Consider the following 15,795-nt stretch of genomic DNA (forward strand, 5'->3'; position numbering starts at 1 on the left):
CGTCGAACACAAAGCACTCGATGTGATGAAAGGAAGGGGCCCGCTCCGTCAGGAACGGGCCCCATGCCATGAATTGACGTCTTTGTCCGTTGATGTCCGGATGATCCGGATATCAACGGCTCACGGGCTGACGTCCTCCAGCATCTCCGTCACCAGCGCCGCGATCGGCGAGCGCTCCGAGCGGGTCAGCGTGATGTGCGCGAAGAGCGGATGCCCCTTCAGCTTCTCCACCACCGCCACCACGCCGTCGTAGCGGCCGACCCGGAGGTTGTCCCGCTGCGCCACGTCGTGGGTGAGCACCACCCGCGAGCCCTGGCCGATCCGGGACAGCACCGTCAGCAGGACGTTGCGCTCCAGCGACTGCGCCTCGTCCACGATCACGAAGGCGTCGTGCAGGGAACGCCCGCGGATGTGGGTGAGCGGCAGGACCTCCAGCATCCCCCGGGAGATGACCTCCTCGATCACGTCCGGGGTGGTGACCGCCGAGAGGGTGTCGAAGACCGCCTGGGCCCACGGGCTCATCTTCTCCGTCTCGGAGCCCGGGAGGTAGCCGAGTTCCTGGCCGCCGACCGCGTACAGCGGCCGGAAGACCATCACCTTGCGGTGCTGCTGGCGCTCCAGGACGGCCTCCAGACCGGCACACAGCGCCAGCGCGGACTTGCCGGTACCGGCCCGGCCGCCCAGCGAGACGATCCCGACCTCCTGGTCCAGCAGGAGGTCCAGCGCCACCCGCTGCTCGGCGCTGCGCCCGCGCAGGCCGAAAGCCTCGCGCTCGCCGCGCACCAGCCGCACCCGGCCGTCGCCGGTGACCCGGCCGAGCGCCTTGCCTCGCTCGGAGGTGAGCACGAGTCCGGTGTGCACCGGCAGCTCGGCGACGCCCTCGACGTCCACCCCGGCGTCGTGGCCGGCCGCGAACAGCGCGTCCACGTCGTCGGCGGGCACGTGCAGCTCGGACATGCCCGTCCAGCCGGAGGTGATCGCCAGCTCGGCCCGGTACTCCTCGGCGAGCAGGCCGACCGAGGACGCCTTGATCCGCAGCGGGAGGTCCTTGGAGACGACGGTGACGTCGTACCCCTCGGCCTGGAGGTTGCGGGCCACCGCCAGGATCCGGGTGTCGGCCTCGCCGCCGCCCGCCCGGTAGCCGGCCGGCAGTATCGACGTGTCGGAGTGGTTGAGCTCGACCCGGATGGTGCCGCCGAGCTCGCCGACCGGGATGGGCTCGTCGAGGCGGCCGTACCGGATCCGGTAGTCGTCGAGCAGTCGCAGCGCCTGGCGGGCGAAATACCCCAGCTCCGGGTGGTGCCGCTTGGCCTCCAGCTCGGTGACCACGACCACCGGGAGGACGACCTCGTGCTCCTCGAAACGGGTCATGGCGAGCGGGTCCGCCAGGAGCACACTGGTGTCGAGAACGTACGTGCGCCGGTCTGGTGTCCGGCGGCTCTTGGAACTGACCACTAGGCCTCCAGGGCGGATGACCCTGCGTCATCCGCGGCAAGCCGGCCCCCGCTGCCCCGGTGGCCTCGGGGCCGGTCTGATCGGAGTATTCCCAGGCGGGGGGCGGTGCATTCGCGCCCCTGGAGAACTGACGGATCATTGCGGGTGAACGTTTGGCCTCGCCCCGCAGCCGGGTAGGCCAGCCCCTACGGTGGTCAATCCCGGTCACCCGGGGCGCCGGCCCCGGTGTCCCGGGACGCGCCGGCCCTCCGTCAGAGGCCCATCCGCCGGTTGCGCTGCTCGTAGGCGCGCAGCGCCCGCAGGAAGTCGACCTTGCGGAAGGCGGGCCAGTACGCCTCGCAGAAGTAGAACTCGCTGTGCGCGCTCTGCCAGAGCAGGAAGCCGGAGAGCCGCTGCTCGCCCGAGGTGCGGATGACCAGGTCGGGGTCGGGCTGGCCCTTGGTGTAGAGGTGCTCGGCGATGTGCTCGACGTCCAGGATTCCGGCCAGTTCCTCGATCGAGGTGCCCCGGCCGGCGTGCTCCTGGAGCAGCGAGCGGACGGCGTCCGCGATCTCGTGCCGGCCGCCGTAGCCGACGGCCACGTTGACGGTGATGCCCTCGATGCCCGCGGTCTCCTCGGCGGCCCGCTTCAGGACGTCGGCGGTGTGCTGCGGCAGCAGGTCCAGCGCGCCGACCGGGTTGATCCGCCAGCGGCGGGCGGCGGCGAGGTTGGTGACGGCGTCCTCGATGATGCCGAGCAGCGGGACCAGCTCGTCGGCCGGGCGGTCGAGGTTGTCGGTGGAGAGCATCCACAGGGTGACGACCTTGACGTGGGTCTCATCGCACCAGCCGAGGAACTCGCTGATCTTGTCGGCGCCGCGCTGGTGGCCGTACGCGGTGGAGCCGCCGGTGGCCCGGGCCCAGCGGCGGTTGCCGTCGAGGATCACGCCGATGTGGCGCGGGGTGCGGGCGAGGTGCACCTCGACCCGGCGACCGTAGAGGCCGTACATCCCGTTCAGCAGGACGCGCAGACCCGGCGTGCGTTCGACGACATCGCGCAGACCCATGGTTTTTCGGCCCCTCCGTGCTCACTTCGACGGGTGCTTCAGAACCCCCGGCGCAGCCTACTCCCGCGCCGTGGTGGCAGGAAAAGCCGCAGGTCGCGGGAGGGTCACGGTCCTGTACGAAGTCTGTCGCGACGGGCGTGGCGGCGATGGCCGGAACGCACCCGCACGGCGCCCCGGGGACGCTCCGGGGAACGTCCGGCGGCCGGATACGGAACGGTCTCCGATTCCTTAAGGAATCCGTAAGCCGACGGTTCAATGCTTGACGACCCCCAATGGTCTAGTCCAGCTTTTGTTCCCAGGGCGGAACAGAACACCGGACCCGCCCTCGTCAAGGCAGTACTTCGGACGCAATGCCCTCCCCCACACGCGGCCGCCGCGCCCCCCACCGCGGCGGCCGCTCCTCCCCCACAGGAGCGCACCTCCATGGCCCGTACGCTGAACCGGCCCGTGTCGCACAAGCGCCGCCGCGGCCCCGTCCCGGCCCTCGCCGCGGGCGCCACCGCCCTCGCCCTGGCCGGCTCCGGCCTCGCCCTCTTCGCCGGCGGTGCCAACGCGGCCGCCGGGAACCTGGTCGCCAACGGCGGCTTCGACGGCTCGCTGTCCGGCTGGGTCTGCACCGGCGCCGCGAGCGCCGTCACCACTCCGGTCCACTCCGGCTCGGGCGCGCTCCAGGCCACCCCGGGCGCGGCGGACACCGCCGAGTGCACCCAGACCATCAGCGTGCTGCCCAACACCAGCTACACCCTGAGCGCCTGGGTCCAGGGCCCGTACGCCTACCTCGGCGCGCGCGGCACCGGCGGCACCGACCCGAGCGTCTGGTCCAACCAGAACAGCTGGAACCAGCTCTCCACCACCTTCACCACCGGCGCGAGCGCCAAGAGCGTCACCGTCTACCTGCACGGCTGGTACGGCCAGAGCGCCTTCCTCGCCGACGACGTCGTGCTGAGCGGCCCGGGCGGGCCCGTCACCCCGAGCCCGACCGCGACGGTCACCCCCACCCCGACCGTCACCCCCACGGTGACGCCGACCGTCACGCCGACCCAGACCGTCACGCCGACCCCCACCCAGACGGTCACCCCGACCCCGACGGTCACGCCCACGGTGACCCCCACGGTGACGCCCACCGGCAACCCGAACCCGGCCCTGCCGAAGCACCTCATCACCGGTTACTGGCACAACTTCGACAACAAGGGCAACAACCTCCAGAAGCTGTCCGACGTCTCCAGCGCGTACGACATCATCGCGGTCTCGTTCGCCGACGCCGTCGCCAACCGCCCCGGCGCCATCACCTTCAAGCTGGACCCGGAGCTCGCGTCCGGCCTCGGCGGCTACACCGACGCCCAGTTCCGCGCCGACGTGAAGGCCAAGCAGGCGGCCGGCAAGAAGGTCATCATCTCCATCGGCGGCCAGAACGGCGCCATCCACATCAACGACGCCACCGCCGCGTCCGCCTTCGTCGAGACCGCCTACTCGGTGATCAAGGACTACGGCTTCGACGGCCTCGACGTGGACCTGGAGAACGGCCTCAACCCGAACTACCTGGCCGACGCGCTGCACGCGCTCCAGGCCAAGGTCGGCTCCAGCTTCATCCTGACGATGGCCCCGGAGACCATCGGGATGTACTCCACCGCCGGCTCCTACTTCCAGCTGGCGCTGAAGACCAAGGACATCCTGACCGTCGTCAACACCCAGTTCTACAACTCGGGCGGCATGAACGGCTGCGACGGCAAGGTCTACACCCAGGGCACCATCGACTTCATCACCGCGCAGATCTGCACCCACATCCAGGGCGGTCTGCGGCCCGACCAGGTCGGCATCGGTGTCCCGGCCTCCGGCAAGGCCGCCGGCGGCGGCTACGTCGCGCCGAGCGTCGTCAACAACGCGCTGGACTGCCTGGCCACCGGCAACAACTGCGGGAGCTTCGTCCCGCCGGCCAAGTGGCCGACCATCCGCGGCGCGATGACCTGGTCCACCAACTGGGACTCCGTGAACGGGAACGCCTTCGCCAACACGGTCGGCTCGTACGTCCACCAGATGCCGTAACTCCCCCCGGCGCGCCGCTCCTTGAGGGTGGGGCCTGCGCGTCGGCGGCGGGCCCGTCGTACCTGACCGGTACGGCGGGCCCGTTCGCGTTCCCGGCCGCCCCCGTCCCGGCCGGGGCCGGGGGCGGCGAGGGCGGCGAGGCCTCACGAGTGGCCGAGCACCGCCAGCAGGGTGCCGAGCAGCATGAACGGCCCCAGCGGCACCTCCCGGCCGCGCACCGGGCGGCGCCGCACCAGGGCGGCCAGCAGCACGCCTACCGCCCAGAGCCCGGCCAGCAGCACGAAGGCGGCCAGGCCCGCGAAGGCGGCCGACCAGCCGTACCGGCCGAGCAGCGCGCCGAGGCCGAGCGCCAGCACGGTGTCCCCCGCGCCCACCAGCCCCAGCTGGACCGGGACTTCGAACAGCACGCCGGCGACCAGCGCGACCAGGAGGCAGCGCAGCAGCGTTCCCGGGGCGTCCTCGGCCAGTTGCACCACGGTCAGCAGCACCGCCAGGCCCGCCGCCAGCGTCCAGGTGAGCGGGTAGGGCAGCCGGTGCACCCGGGCGTCGATGAAGCCCAGCACCACGCCCGGCCCGGCCAGCCAGAGCAGCAGCAGCGCGTCCGCCGGGTGCGCGGCGGCGAGCGCGGCGGCGGCCGCGGCGGCGGTGACCGCCTCCACCCACCAGGGGCCGGGGCCCAGACCGGTCCGGCAGCCCGGACACCGCCCGGTGGGCGGCAGCCCGCGCAGCCCCCGCCCGCAGGACGGGCAGGCCAGGCACCACGGTTCGTCCTGCGGCACGGCGTACCGCACCACCAGGCCGCGCAGCGCCGGTGCCACCAGCAGTCCGGCCAGTACCGCTCCCAGCGCGCTCGCGATCACGTTCCGCCCCTCCGTCCTCGTCGCGCGGTGGCCGGCGGCCGGCGCGGGCACCAGTGTGCCGTCCGTCTCGTTCCGGACGGCACCCCTGCGCGGTTCCTCGTCTTCGGCAGCGTTCCGGGCGGCCCGCCGCCGATCCGGAAGGCCGGCCCCGGCCTGCGCCTCCTGATCGAAGGCGGCCCGGAACGGCGGTGTCCGGGCGGTCCGGCGGATGTCCGACGACACGCGCCGGACCGCCCGTTCGTGCCCCTAAAGTAGGCAGGCATGCAGGTCATCCAGTCCAGCAAGCTCGCCAATGTCTGCTACGACATCCGCGGTCCGGTACTCGACGAGGCGATGCGGCTGGAGGAGCAGGGCCACCGCATCCTGAAGCTCAACACCGGCAATCCCGCCCTGTTCGGGTTCGAGGCGCCGCCCGAGATCCTCCAGGACATCCTGCGCAACCTCTCCACCGCGCACGGCTACGGCGACTCCAAGGGCCTGCTCTCCGCGCGCCGCGCCGTGGTGATGCACTACGAGGAGCGCGGCCTGAACGGCCTCACGGTCGAGGACGTCTTCCTCGGCAACGGCGTCTCCGAGCTGATCCAGCTGGCGATGACCGCGCTGCTGGACGACGGCGACGAGGTGCTCGTCCCGGCCCCGGACTACCCGCTGTGGACGGCGTCCGTCTCGCTGGCCGGCGGCACGGCCGTGCACTACCGCTGCGACGAGCAGTCCGAGTGGTACCCGGACCTCGCCGACATCGAGGCCAAGGTCACCGACCGGACCAGGGCGCTGGTGGTGATCAACCCCAACAACCCGACCGGCGCGGTCTACCCGCGCGAGGTGCTGGAGGGGCTGGCCGGGATCGCCCGCCGGCACCAGCTGGTGATCTACGCGGACGAGATCTACGACAAGATCCTCTACGACGACGCCGAGCACGTCCCGCTCGCCACCCTGGCGCCGGACCTCTTCTGCGTCACCTTCAACGGCATGTCCAAGTCCTACCGGGTGGCGGGCTTCCGCTCCGGCTGGATGGTGCTCTCCGGCGACCGCACCCGGGCCCGCAGCTACGTCGAGGGCCTGACCGTGCTCGCCTCGATGCGGCTGTGCGCCAACATGCCGGCCCAGCACGCGGTGGCCGCGGCGCTCGGCGGACGGCAGTCGATCAAGGACCTGATCCTGCCCGGCGGCCGGCTGCTGGAGTCCAGGGACGCCGCGTTCCGGCTGCTCAACGAGATCCCCGGGGTCAGCTGCGTGAAGCCGAAGGGTGCGCTCTACGCCTTCCCCCGGCTGGACCCGAAGGTCTTCAAGATCAAGGACGACGCCCGGATGGTGCTCGACCTGCTGCGGGCCGAGCGGATCCTGCTGGTCCAGGGCAGCGGCTTCAACTGGCCCGAGCCGGACCACTTCCGGCTGGTCACCCTGCCGCGCGCGGAGGAGATCACCGACGCGGTCACCCGGATCGGCGACTTCCTGAGCGGCTACACCCAGCCGTAGCCCGGGCCGTGGCCGCCCGGGCCGCAGGACCCGCGTCATGGGACCCGCGCCATGGGGCCCGCGCCATGGGGCCCGGAAAAGAGCTACGGCCGGAGTCCCGGTGCGGGCGATCTCCTTGGTCGGGGAAAGATCGTCCGCCGGGGCTCCGGCCGTCCTGTCGCCGGCCGGTGCGCGGTTCGTGCAGCGCACCGGCCTCTCTACCGCTCCTGCTGAGGCTCAGGCTCAGCCGAGGCGGGCGACCAGGTCCCGGTACTCGTCCCACAGCGCCGCGGGCGTGTGGTCACCGAACATCTCCAGGTGGGCCGGGACGAGCGCGGCCTCCTGGCGCCAGATGTCGGCGTCGACGGTGAAGAGCAGGTCGAGGTCCTCCTTCGACAGCTCCAGGCCGTCCAGGTCGAAGCCCTCGACGGTCGGCAGCACGCCGATCGGGGTCTCGACGCCCGCGCCGGTGCCGTCCAGGCGCTCGACGACCCACTTCAGCACGCGGCTGTTCTCGCCGTAGCCCGGCCAGACGAACTTGCCCTCGGCGTTCTTGCGGAACCAGTTCACGTAGTAGATCTTCGGCAGCTTGCCGGCGTCCGCCTGGGCCCCGACCCTCAGCCAGTGGGCGAAGTAGTCGCCCATGTTGTAGCCGCAGAACGGCAGCATCGCGAACGGGTCGCGGCGCAGCTCGCCGACGGTGCCCTCGGCGGCGGCGGTCTTCTCGGAGGCGATGTTGGCACCGAGGAAGACGCCGTGCTGCCAGTTGAAGGACTCCGTCACCAGCGGGACGGCGGTGGCCCGGCGGCCGCCGAACAGGATCGCCGAGATCGGCACGCCCGCCGGGTCCTCCCACTCGGGGGCGATGGTCGGGCACTGCGCGGCCGGGACGGCGAAGCGGGCGTTCGGGTGGGCGGCCGGGGTCCCCGACTCCGGGGTCCAGTCGTCGCCGCGCCAGTCGGTCAGGTGGGCCGGCTTCTCGTCGGTGAGGCCCTCCCACCAGACGTCGCCGTCGTCGGTGAGCGCGACGTTGGTGAAGACGGTGTTGCCCCAGAGGGTGTCGATCGCGTTGGCGTTGGTGTCCACGCCGGTGCCGGGGGCGACGCCGAAGAAGCCCGCCTCGGGGTTGATGGCGTACAGGCGGCCATCGGCGCCGAAGCGCATCCAGGCGATGTCGTCGCCGATCGTCTCGACCTTCCAGCCCGGGATGGTGGGCTGGAGCATCGCCAGGTTGGTCTTGCCGCAGGCGGAGGGGAAGGCGGCCGCGACGTACTTGGGCTCCGCCTCGCCCGCGGGGCCCGCCGGCGGGGTGAGCTTCAGGATGAGCATGTGCTCGGCCAGCCAGCCCTCGTCGCGGGCCATGGTCGAGGCGATGCGCAGCGCGTAGCACTTCTTGCCGAGCAGGGCGTTGCCGCCGTAGCCGGAGCCGAAGGACCAGATCTCCCGGGTCTCCGGGAAGTGCGAGATGTACTTGGTGCTGCTGCACGGCCACGGCACGTCCGCCTGGCCCTCGGCGAGCGGGGCGCCGACGGTGTGCACGGCCTTGACGAAGTCGCCGTCCTCGCCGAGCTGGTCGAGCACGGCCCGGCCCATGCGGGTCATCACGCGCATCGACACGGCGACGTAGGCGGAGTCGGTGATCTCGACGCCGTAGGCGGCCAGCGGGGAGCCGACCGGGCCCATCGAGAACGGGACGACGTACATGGTGCGGCCCTTCATGGCGCCGCGGAACAGGCCCTGCTCGCCCTGGAAGATCTCGCGCATCTCGGCGGGAGCCTTCCAGTGGTTGGTCGGGCCGGCGTCCTTCTCCTGCTCGGAGCAGATGAAGGTGCGGTCCTCCACGCGCGCCACGTCGGACGGGTCCGAGGCGGCGTAGTAGGAGTTGGGTCGCTTCTCCTCGTTGAGCTTCTTGAAAGTGCCCTGGGCGACGAGCAGGTCCGCGAGGCGCTGGTACTCCTCCTCGGAACCGTCGCACCATTCGACGCGGTCCGGCTGGGTGAGCTCCGCGATCTCGCGCACCCACGCCAGCAGGCGCTGGTGGCGGGTGGGCGCGGCGCTGAGAGCAGCCGAGTTCTCGTTCGACACGATCGCTCCGTTTCACGCCATCCCGGCGGGGAGACGGCGTAGCGGGGGTTGAGGGTGCTTGCAGCGTAGCTCCGGACCTCCGGCCGGATAGCGGCACAACGGCAGAATTGACGCATCTTTTACTACAGTACGGATGATTACTGGTTGGTAGGACCGTCGATCCAACACCTCCGGCGACCGATCGACCCCTCTTCCAATACTCCAAAACGTCCAAGTCGTGATGAGCGCCACTTCCTACGACTCAGTAACCTACGGACCCGTAGGTAGCGGGTAGCATGCCGCTCATGACTGCTGAGCTCCTGGAGAGCACGGAGCGTGCCGAGAGCAAGCCCAAGTGGCGCGGCTGGCTGCACGCCGGAATGTTCCCCGCCGCGGTGGCCGCCGGGATCGTGCTGATCTGCCTGGCCGAACCGGGGCCCGCGAGGATCGCGTGCGCGATCTACTCCGTCAGCGCGTGGCTGCTCTTCGGGGTCAGCGCGGTCTACCACCGCTTCCACTGGGGCCCGCGCGGCGACGCGATCCTGCGCCGGCTGGACCACGCGAACATCTTCCTGATCATCGCGGGGACCTACACCCCGTTCACCATCCTGCTGCTGGAGGGCGCCGCCCGGCAGGTGCTGCTCTGGGCGGTCTGGGGCGGTGCGCTGGCGGGGATAGCCTTCCGGGTCTTCTGGGTCGGCGCGCCGCGCTGGCTCTACACCCCGGTGTACCTCGCGCTGGGCTGGGCCGCCGCGTTCTTCCTGCCGGACTTCCTGCGCGCCGGCGGCGTCGCGGTCCTGGTGCTGATGCTCGTCGGCGGCGTGCTCTACAGCATCGGCGGCGTGGTGTACGGGCTCAAGCGGCCCGACCCCTCACCGCGCTGGTTCGGCTTCCACGAGGTGTTCCACGCCTTCACCCTCGGGGCCTTCATCACGCAGTACGTCGGGGTGTCACTGGTGGCCTACAGCACGGCCGGCTGAGCCCGGCGCCCCGTGACGGGCGGTCGGCCGGTCGTGCGACCGGACGGCCGCCCGTTCCGCCGTCCACTCCCGGACCGGGTGCTCGTGGGCCCGCTCGTGCACCGCCCGCTCGTGGGTCGCCCGCTCGTAGGCCGTGTCGTGCCGGTGCTCCCGCGGCCGGTCGACGCGCTCGTGGGGATGCCGGCCGCGGACCGGCGGCCCGGCCCGCCGCGCGTCGATCGCCTCCCGCGCCCGGCGGCAGCGCTCGCAGTGCGCGGCGTCCACCGTGCCGCCGGCCGTCCGGTGCCCGCGCGGCGCCGGCCGGCGGTCCGGCTCGGGCGCCTGGCGCAGCAGCCGCCAGCGCCGTCCCACGTACACCATCAGCAGCAGCACCTCGATCCCGGCGACCACCAGCACCAGCACGGCGCCGTGGATCAGATAGGCCGCGACCACGGCCAGCGCCGAGCCCACCACCACCGCGGCACCCCAGATCTGGGCACCCGACTCCCGAACGGCCATTACGGCTTCCCCTTCCTGCGCCGGGCTCGTGGTCGGCCCCTGCCGCCCCACCCCTTCTCCGCTCTCGGCACGCACCGGCCCGCACTGACCGACGGCCACATGGTATCTACCGACAGTCACCCGCAACCGCCGGAAAGCGGCGAACGACAGATCAACGTTGCGTCAATTCCCCGTGCGGAACGCGCACTTCCAGGACACATCACGGAGAGTGACGAAATGTCCACACCATCCGGACATTGACGGTGGCCACCTTTTGGGAGTTACTGTCATTTGACAGAGACTCCCTTCACAGGTCTCCGGAGGTTCCCGTGCCCACTCGGCCCACCGACCAGGCTCTCCCGCCCGGCCCGGACCCACGGCGCTGGCTGGCGCTCGTCGCGGTCGCACTGAGCGTCCTGGTGATCAGCCTCGACATGACGGTCCTGAACGTGGCCCTGCCGACCCTGGCCTCCCGGCTCCAGGCCACCACCGGGCAGCAGCAGTGGATCGTCGACTCCTACACCGTGGTCTTCGCCGCCGTGATGCTCCCGGCCGGGCTGATCGGCGACCGCTTCGGCCGACGCTTCACCCTCACCCTGGGCCTCGCCCTGTTCGGCCTCGCCTCGGCGGTCGGCATGCTGGCCGACAGCCCGGCCACGCTGATCGCCGCCCGCGCCGCGATGGGCCTGGCCGGGGCGCTGGTGATGCCGATGTCCATGGCGGTGATCCCCGGCCTCTTCCCGCCCGGCGAGCAGCGGCGCGCCACCGCGATCCTGGCCGCTTCGCTGGCCGTCGGCACCCCGCTCGGCCCGCTGCTCGGCGGCTTCGTCCTCCAGCACTACTGGTGGGGCGCGATCTTCGCGCTCAACCTGCCGCTGGTGGTGATCGGCATCACCGCCTGCGTCGTCCTGCTGCCGGAGACCCGCGACCCCGCCGCGCCCCCGATCGACGTGCCCGCCACCCTGCTCGGCGCCGGCGGGCTGGCCGCACTCACCTACGGCATCATCGAGAGCCCCGAACGCGGCTGGAGCGACCCGCTGGTGCTCGGCACCGTCGGCGGCGCGCTGGTGGCGCTCACCCTGCTGGTCCTGCGCAGCCGGCGCCGGACCGCCCCGATGCTCGACCTGTCGCTGCTCGCCGACGCCGCCTTCCGCTGGTCGACGGTGGCCGCGACGCTGGTGTCGCTGGTCCTGTTCGGCGCGTTCTTCGTCCTGCCGCTGTACTTCCAGAGCGTCCAGGGCGCGGACGCCCTCGGCACCGGCCTGCGGCTGATGCCGATGATGCTCGGCCTGATGGTGACCGCCCGGCTCAGCGACCGGCTGGTCGTCAGGACCAGCCCCCGCACGGTGATCTCGCTGGGGCTGGGCGTGCTGGCCCTCGCCCTGCTCATCGGCGGCCGGACGTCGGTGTCCGACGGCTACGGCCTCGCCGCCGTCTGGCTCACCCTGCTCGGCGCCGGCATGGGCCTGTCCCTCATCACCGCGCAGGCCACCGCCCTGCTCACGCTGCCGCCCGCCCGGGCCGGCGTCGGCGCCGGCCTGCTGCAGACCTTCCGCCAGGTCGGCGGGGCCGTCGGGGTCGCCGCCTTCGGCAGCCTGCTCGCCAACGCCTACCGGGGCGCGCTGGACACCGGCGGGCTGCCGGCGGAGGCGGCCGAGCGGGCCGACGGGTCGGTGGTCGCCGCGGACGCGGTCGCCGCCGCGACCGGCGACCCGGCACTGGCCGCCTCCGCGCACAGCGCCTATGTGCACGGGATGACGGTGGTGCTGCTGTCCTCCGGGGCGATCGCGGTGCTGTCGGCCGTCCTCGTCGCCCTGCGGATGCCCGCCGTCGAACCGGCCGGCCCGCCCGCCGGGGCCACCGCGGTGCCGGCGACGGATCACGGATAATCGAAGGCATGAACGCAACGCGGCCGGCGACGGCACCTCCGGCGGGACCGGGCGACCCGATCCAGGCGATGCCGGAGGCGCCGCTGTCGCTGCGTGAGCGCAAGAAGCTGAAGACCCGCCGGACCATCCGCCGCGAGGCGTACCGGCTGATCACCGAGCAGGGGTACGAGAACACCACGGTCGACCGGATCGCGGCCGCCGCCGAGGTCTCCCCCTCCACCTTCTTCCGGTACTTCGCCACCAAGGAGGATCTCGTCCTCACCGACGAGTACGACCCGGCGCTGATGGAGGCGCTGCTCGCCAGACCCTCCGACGAACCGTTTCCGCGCTCCTGCCGTACGGCCCTCGTCGAGCTGCTCCGCAACCTGCCGCAGGACGATCGCGAGGAACTGCTCCTCCGGATGCGACTGGTCGGGGACATCCCCGCGCTGCGCTCCCGGATGCTCGACGCCGGCGGCGCCCCGCAGCGCCTGTACCTCGCCGTGCTGACCCGGCGGGCCGGCGTCCAGGAGCCCACCTTCGCGATGCGGATCGCCGCCGCCGCGCTCACCGCGGCCACCACCGAGGCCGTGCTGCTGTGGGCCGAGGCCGGCGGCGGCGAGGACATCGCCGGCCTGGTCGACCGCACCTTCACGGTCCTGGAGGAAGGATTCGCCGGTCTGTAGCACGGGCGGGGCGGCGGAGCCCGGTCGCCGCACCGGGCCCAGCCGCCCCGCCCGGACCTACCGGCGAGCCCGGCCCGACGGCGCTCCGACCCGCCGTCGCAGGACCACGCCCGCGCCCGCGAGCGCGGTGGCGCCCAGGGCCGCGGCCGCCGTCACGGCCGGCAGCGCGGCATTGCCGGCGGCCTGCCCGGCGGTCGGCTCGTAGCCGCCGCCCCGCCCCGCCCGGTCGTACGCCGAGCCGGGCAGCTTGTCGCCGTACCGCTGGCGGACCAGGCCCTGGTACCCGGCCAGGCTCACCCCGGCCTCGCCCACCGAACGGCGCGCCTCCTCGTCGAGCGGCAGCACCCGGCCGTCCCGCAGCACGTACCAGGCGTTGATCTGCGGCTCGCGGAACGCCGTCCCGCCACCGCCCTCGGCCGCCCGCGCCGCGTAGTCGCCCTCGTCGCCGCCGCCGGCGATGTTGACCACCCGCCAGCCGCCGCCCTGCTTCACCGTCCACACCGAGGCGACCTGGCCGTCGGCCGCGACCACCCGGCTCGCGGTGAACTCCGCCCGGGCCACCGGGGCGCCCGGCGTACCGGCCACGAAGGCGGCGTCCAGCGTGTACACCGGCACGGTCTCCCCGGCCAGCCTGGGCGCCGCGGCCGCCGCCGCGGCCTCCTCGGCCTCCGCGGCCGCGCCCGGGGCGAGCCGCCCGGTCGGCGGGACGCCCTTGCGGGCGAAGAAGCGGCCCAGCTGGTCGAGCACCGCCGGGCTGCGCACCGCGTCGCGGGCCCCGGCCAGCTCCGCGGCCGGCACCGGCTCGGGCACCCCGGCCGAGCCGGCCGGAGCCGCGGGACCGGCGGCGGACGCGGCCGGTGCGAGTGCCAGACCCAGACCGGCGGCGAGCAGGACGGCCGCCGCGCCGCGCACGAGCGCGGACCTGTGCATGCTGCTCATGTCGCCCCTCACGCGCCGATCCGGTACAGGGAGTGGGTCCAGGAGAACGTGCCGTTCGACACGTAGTAGTTGTAGTCCGCCCAGTTGTAGCGGTAGTTGGACGGCCACGGGTCACCCCAGTAGACCTGGTTGGCGGTGGTGTCGTACCCGTACAGGACGTGCATGTGGCCGCCGCCGGAGCTCCACTGGATCCGGGTCTCCACCGGCCGGTCGGCGTTCACCTCGCTCTGCACCGTGCTGTAGCGCAGGTACCCGCTGACGTACGAGCCCGGGTTGATGCCGAACCGGCTCAGGGCGTTCTGCACATCGCCCAGGGTGGCCTGGTTGTTGGGGCAGGCGGAGTTGGCCGAACGGCCGAACGCGGCGTTGCAGAACTGGTTCTGGCTGTAGTCGTAGCCGTACCAGGTGGCGATGGTGTTGCCGCTCGCCGCCCAGCACCAGTTGCTCTGCTGTTGCTGCTGCATGGTGAGGTTGAGCTTCTTGTAGGTGCCGGCCAGGTCGGCCGAGGAACCCGCGGCGGCCACGGGCCGCACTCGCTGCTGGGGGCCCGCGGCCGTGGGGGCGGCCTGGGCCGGGGTGACGGCCGCGACGCTGAGCGCCGGGCCGAGGACGCCGAGCGCGAGCACCGAGACGGCGCGGCGCAGACGTATCCGGGTGACGGACATGGGGGATGTCCTCCTTGCGACAGGCAGAGGAGTCGAGAGGTGTGGGGGCGCGGTCCGGATCGCGACACCGAGCATCGCGCCGTTGACATGGCCGGTCAACGGCCCCCGAGGCCCCGCCCACCGGGTGTGAACGGGTCCCGCCCCGCTGTGAACGACGGCCGCGGAACCCCCGCCCGGGATGTCGGAACCGGTGACAAACCCCCCTCCACATGTGAATATTCACGACCGACCGGGCCCGCCGCACAGGCCCGGGCCGGCCCGCCCCGTCCCGCCACCCGAGGAGGCCGCATGCGGCGGACCGACCAGCCCGACCTCGTCACCGCGCTGCGCACCGGCCCGTTCGACCTCGCCCTGCGCACCGCCATCGCCGCCCGCGGCCTCGCGCTGCACCGCGTCCGCGACCACCTCGCGCTGCGCGGCGTCCACATCGGGGTCACCAGCCTCAGCTACTGGCAGCAGGGCCGGCGCCGCCCCGAACGGCCCGAGTCGCTGCGCGCCGTCCGGGAGTTGGAGCGGGTCCTGGAGCTCCCCGCACACTCCCTGACCCGGCTGCTCGGCCCCCGGCGGGCCGCCCCCGCCGCGCCGGCCGGCCCGCCCGTCCGCCCCTACCGCGACCTCATCACCCCGGCCACCGCCGTCGACGACCTGCTCGCCGAGCTGGCCGGCCCGCGCGACAGCGGGCTGCACACCATCACCCACATCGAGCGGATCAGGATCGGCGCCGACCGCCGGCTCCGGCGCCGCGACTCCCAGCACGCCCTGCGCGCCCACCGCGACGGCATCGACCGCTACCTCGCCATCCACCAGGGCGACCCCGGGAGCGACATCACCCGGGTCGGCGTGCGCGCCGAGGAGAACTGCCGCCCCGGCCGGGTCCGCCGCGACCAGGCCCACGACCTGCTGATCGCCGAACTCCTGCTGGACCGCAGGCTGCGCGCGGGCGACACCCATCTGCTCGGCTACGGCTTCGACGACGCCCCCGCGCCCGAGCCCAGCCGCGAGTACATCCGCGGCTTCCACGCGGGCGCCGGGCAGTACGTCCTCCAGGTCACCTTCCACCCGGCCGCGCTGCCGGTCCGCTGCCACCGCTTCGCCCGCCGCTCGCCCGCCGAGAAGCCCTACGAGAGCGAGGAGCTGACCCTGGACGGCCACCACTGCGTCCACCTGGTCGCCACCGCCGTCGGGCCCTGCATCCTGGGCATCGGCTGGGACTGGGACTGAGCCGCGCCCGAGGGCGCCGGGATCACCGGTGCGCCG

13 protein-coding genes are annotated in these 15,795 nt (G+C 72.8%); 6 read left to right on the forward strand and 7 right to left on the reverse strand.

Features of this window, described 5'->3' with window-relative positions:
- Positions 1–120 precede the first annotated feature (120 nt).
- Together ACFZBX_RS00180 and ACFZBX_RS00185 are read right to left on the reverse strand one after the other, a co-directional pair.
- Entirely contained in the window at positions 121–1,455 is a 1,335-nt protein-coding gene (locus ACFZBX_RS00180) for a PhoH family protein (protein WP_391530393.1), read from the reverse strand.
- Positions 1,456–1,706: 251 nt separating this feature from the next.
- A complete protein-coding gene (locus ACFZBX_RS00185; RefSeq protein WP_380757626.1) occupies positions 1,707–2,501 on the reverse strand; it encodes an isoprenyl transferase in 795 nt (264 codons plus the stop codon).
- 423 nt (positions 2,502–2,924) lie between these two features.
- On the opposite strand from ACFZBX_RS00185, the gene ACFZBX_RS00190 reads away from it, so the two are divergent.
- Complete coding sequence (locus ACFZBX_RS00190) at positions 2,925–4,544, forward strand: chitinase (RefSeq protein ID WP_391530394.1); 1,620 nt, start codon at positions 2,925–2,927, stop codon at positions 4,542–4,544.
- Between the two features lie 143 nt (positions 4,545–4,687).
- On the opposite strand, the gene ACFZBX_RS00195 is transcribed toward ACFZBX_RS00190, so the two are convergent.
- Entirely contained in the window at positions 4,688–5,404 is a 717-nt protein-coding gene (locus ACFZBX_RS00195; RefSeq protein ID WP_391530395.1) for a prepilin peptidase, read from the reverse strand.
- Between the two features lie 261 nt (positions 5,405–5,665).
- Here ACFZBX_RS00195 and ACFZBX_RS00200 point away from each other — a divergent pair, with 261 nt between their 5' ends.
- Positions 5,666–6,880 (forward strand): pyridoxal phosphate-dependent aminotransferase, encoded by a 1,215-nt coding sequence (locus tag ACFZBX_RS00200; RefSeq protein WP_391530397.1) that lies wholly within the window; start codon positions 5,666–5,668, stop codon positions 6,878–6,880.
- 222 nt (positions 6,881–7,102) lie between these two features.
- On the opposite strand, the gene ACFZBX_RS00205 is transcribed toward ACFZBX_RS00200, so the two are convergent.
- Positions 7,103–8,944: a phosphoenolpyruvate carboxykinase (GTP) gene (locus tag ACFZBX_RS00205; RefSeq protein WP_391530398.1), complete on the reverse strand. Its 1,842-nt coding sequence runs from the start codon at positions 8,942–8,944 to the stop codon at positions 7,103–7,105.
- 284 nt (positions 8,945–9,228) lie between these two features.
- Between ACFZBX_RS00205 and ACFZBX_RS00210 the strand changes: the two genes are divergently transcribed.
- Positions 9,229–9,903, forward strand: a complete 675-nt coding sequence (locus tag ACFZBX_RS00210; RefSeq protein ID WP_391530400.1) for a hemolysin III family protein — start codon at positions 9,229–9,231, stop codon at positions 9,901–9,903.
- Here the strand turns inward: ACFZBX_RS00210 and ACFZBX_RS00215 are convergent.
- Complete coding sequence (locus tag ACFZBX_RS00215; RefSeq protein WP_391530402.1) at positions 9,874–10,401, reverse strand: hypothetical protein; 528 nt, start codon at positions 10,399–10,401, stop codon at positions 9,874–9,876. The genes ACFZBX_RS00210 and ACFZBX_RS00215 overlap by 30 nt on opposite strands.
- A gap of 308 nt (positions 10,402–10,709) precedes the next feature.
- Between ACFZBX_RS00215 and ACFZBX_RS00220 the strand changes: the two genes are divergently transcribed.
- Positions 10,710–12,269 carry an MFS transporter gene (locus ACFZBX_RS00220; protein ID WP_391530403.1) on the forward strand — a complete coding sequence of 520 codons (1,560 nt, stop codon included), beginning with the start codon at positions 10,710–10,712 and terminating at the stop codon, positions 12,267–12,269.
- Between the two features lie 8 nt (positions 12,270–12,277).
- On the forward strand, positions 12,278–12,934 hold the full coding sequence (locus ACFZBX_RS00225) for a TetR family transcriptional regulator (RefSeq protein ID WP_391530404.1): 657 nt from the start codon (positions 12,278–12,280) through the stop codon (positions 12,932–12,934).
- Positions 12,935–12,991: 57 nt separating this feature from the next.
- On the opposite strand, the gene ACFZBX_RS00230 is transcribed toward ACFZBX_RS00225, so the two are convergent.
- Positions 12,992–13,873, reverse strand: coding sequence for a hypothetical protein (locus ACFZBX_RS00230; RefSeq protein ID WP_391530405.1), 882 nt, complete (start codon positions 13,871–13,873; stop codon positions 12,992–12,994).
- A gap of 8 nt (positions 13,874–13,881) precedes the next feature.
- The gene (locus ACFZBX_RS00235) at positions 13,882–14,538 is read right to left on the reverse strand and encodes a papain-like cysteine protease family protein (protein WP_391530407.1); all 657 of its coding nucleotides are present in this window, start codon (positions 14,536–14,538) and stop codon (positions 13,882–13,884) included.
- Between the two features lie 288 nt (positions 14,539–14,826).
- On the opposite strand from ACFZBX_RS00235, the gene ACFZBX_RS00240 reads away from it, so the two are divergent.
- Entirely contained in the window at positions 14,827–15,759 is a 933-nt protein-coding gene (locus ACFZBX_RS00240) for a hypothetical protein (RefSeq protein ID WP_391530408.1), read from the forward strand.
- Positions 15,760–15,795 lie beyond the last annotated feature (36 nt).

The organism is Kitasatospora sp. NPDC008115 (genome assembly GCF_042957205.1).
In the GTDB taxonomy this organism is placed as follows: domain Bacteria; phylum Actinomycetota; class Actinomycetes; order Streptomycetales; family Streptomycetaceae; genus Kitasatospora.

Excerpts from the sequence above, each read along its gene's own strand:
- ACFZBX_RS00240 (WP_391530408.1), top strand. The coding sequence starts at position 14,827 with ATGCGGCGGACCGACCAGCCCGACCTCGTCACCGCGCTGCGCACCGGC.
- ACFZBX_RS00190 (WP_391530394.1), top strand. The coding sequence starts at position 2,925 with ATGGCCCGTACGCTGAACCGGCCCGTGTCGCACAAGCGCCGCCGCGGC.
- ACFZBX_RS00230 (WP_391530405.1), bottom strand. The coding sequence starts at position 13,873 with ATGAGCAGCATGCACAGGTCCGCGCTCGTGCGCGGCGCGGCGGCCGTC.
- ACFZBX_RS00200 (WP_391530397.1), top strand. The coding sequence starts at position 5,666 with ATGCAGGTCATCCAGTCCAGCAAGCTCGCCAATGTCTGCTACGACATC.
- ACFZBX_RS00210 (WP_391530400.1), top strand. The coding sequence starts at position 9,229 with ATGACTGCTGAGCTCCTGGAGAGCACGGAGCGTGCCGAGAGCAAGCCC.
- ACFZBX_RS00225 (WP_391530404.1), top strand. The coding sequence starts at position 12,278 with ATGAACGCAACGCGGCCGGCGACGGCACCTCCGGCGGGACCGGGCGAC.
- ACFZBX_RS00215 (WP_391530402.1), bottom strand. The coding sequence starts at position 10,401 with ATGGCCGTTCGGGAGTCGGGTGCCCAGATCTGGGGTGCCGCGGTGGTG.
- ACFZBX_RS00185 (WP_380757626.1), bottom strand. The coding sequence starts at position 2,501 with ATGGGTCTGCGCGATGTCGTCGAACGCACGCCGGGTCTGCGCGTCCTG.
- ACFZBX_RS00235 (WP_391530407.1), bottom strand. The coding sequence starts at position 14,538 with ATGTCCGTCACCCGGATACGTCTGCGCCGCGCCGTCTCGGTGCTCGCG.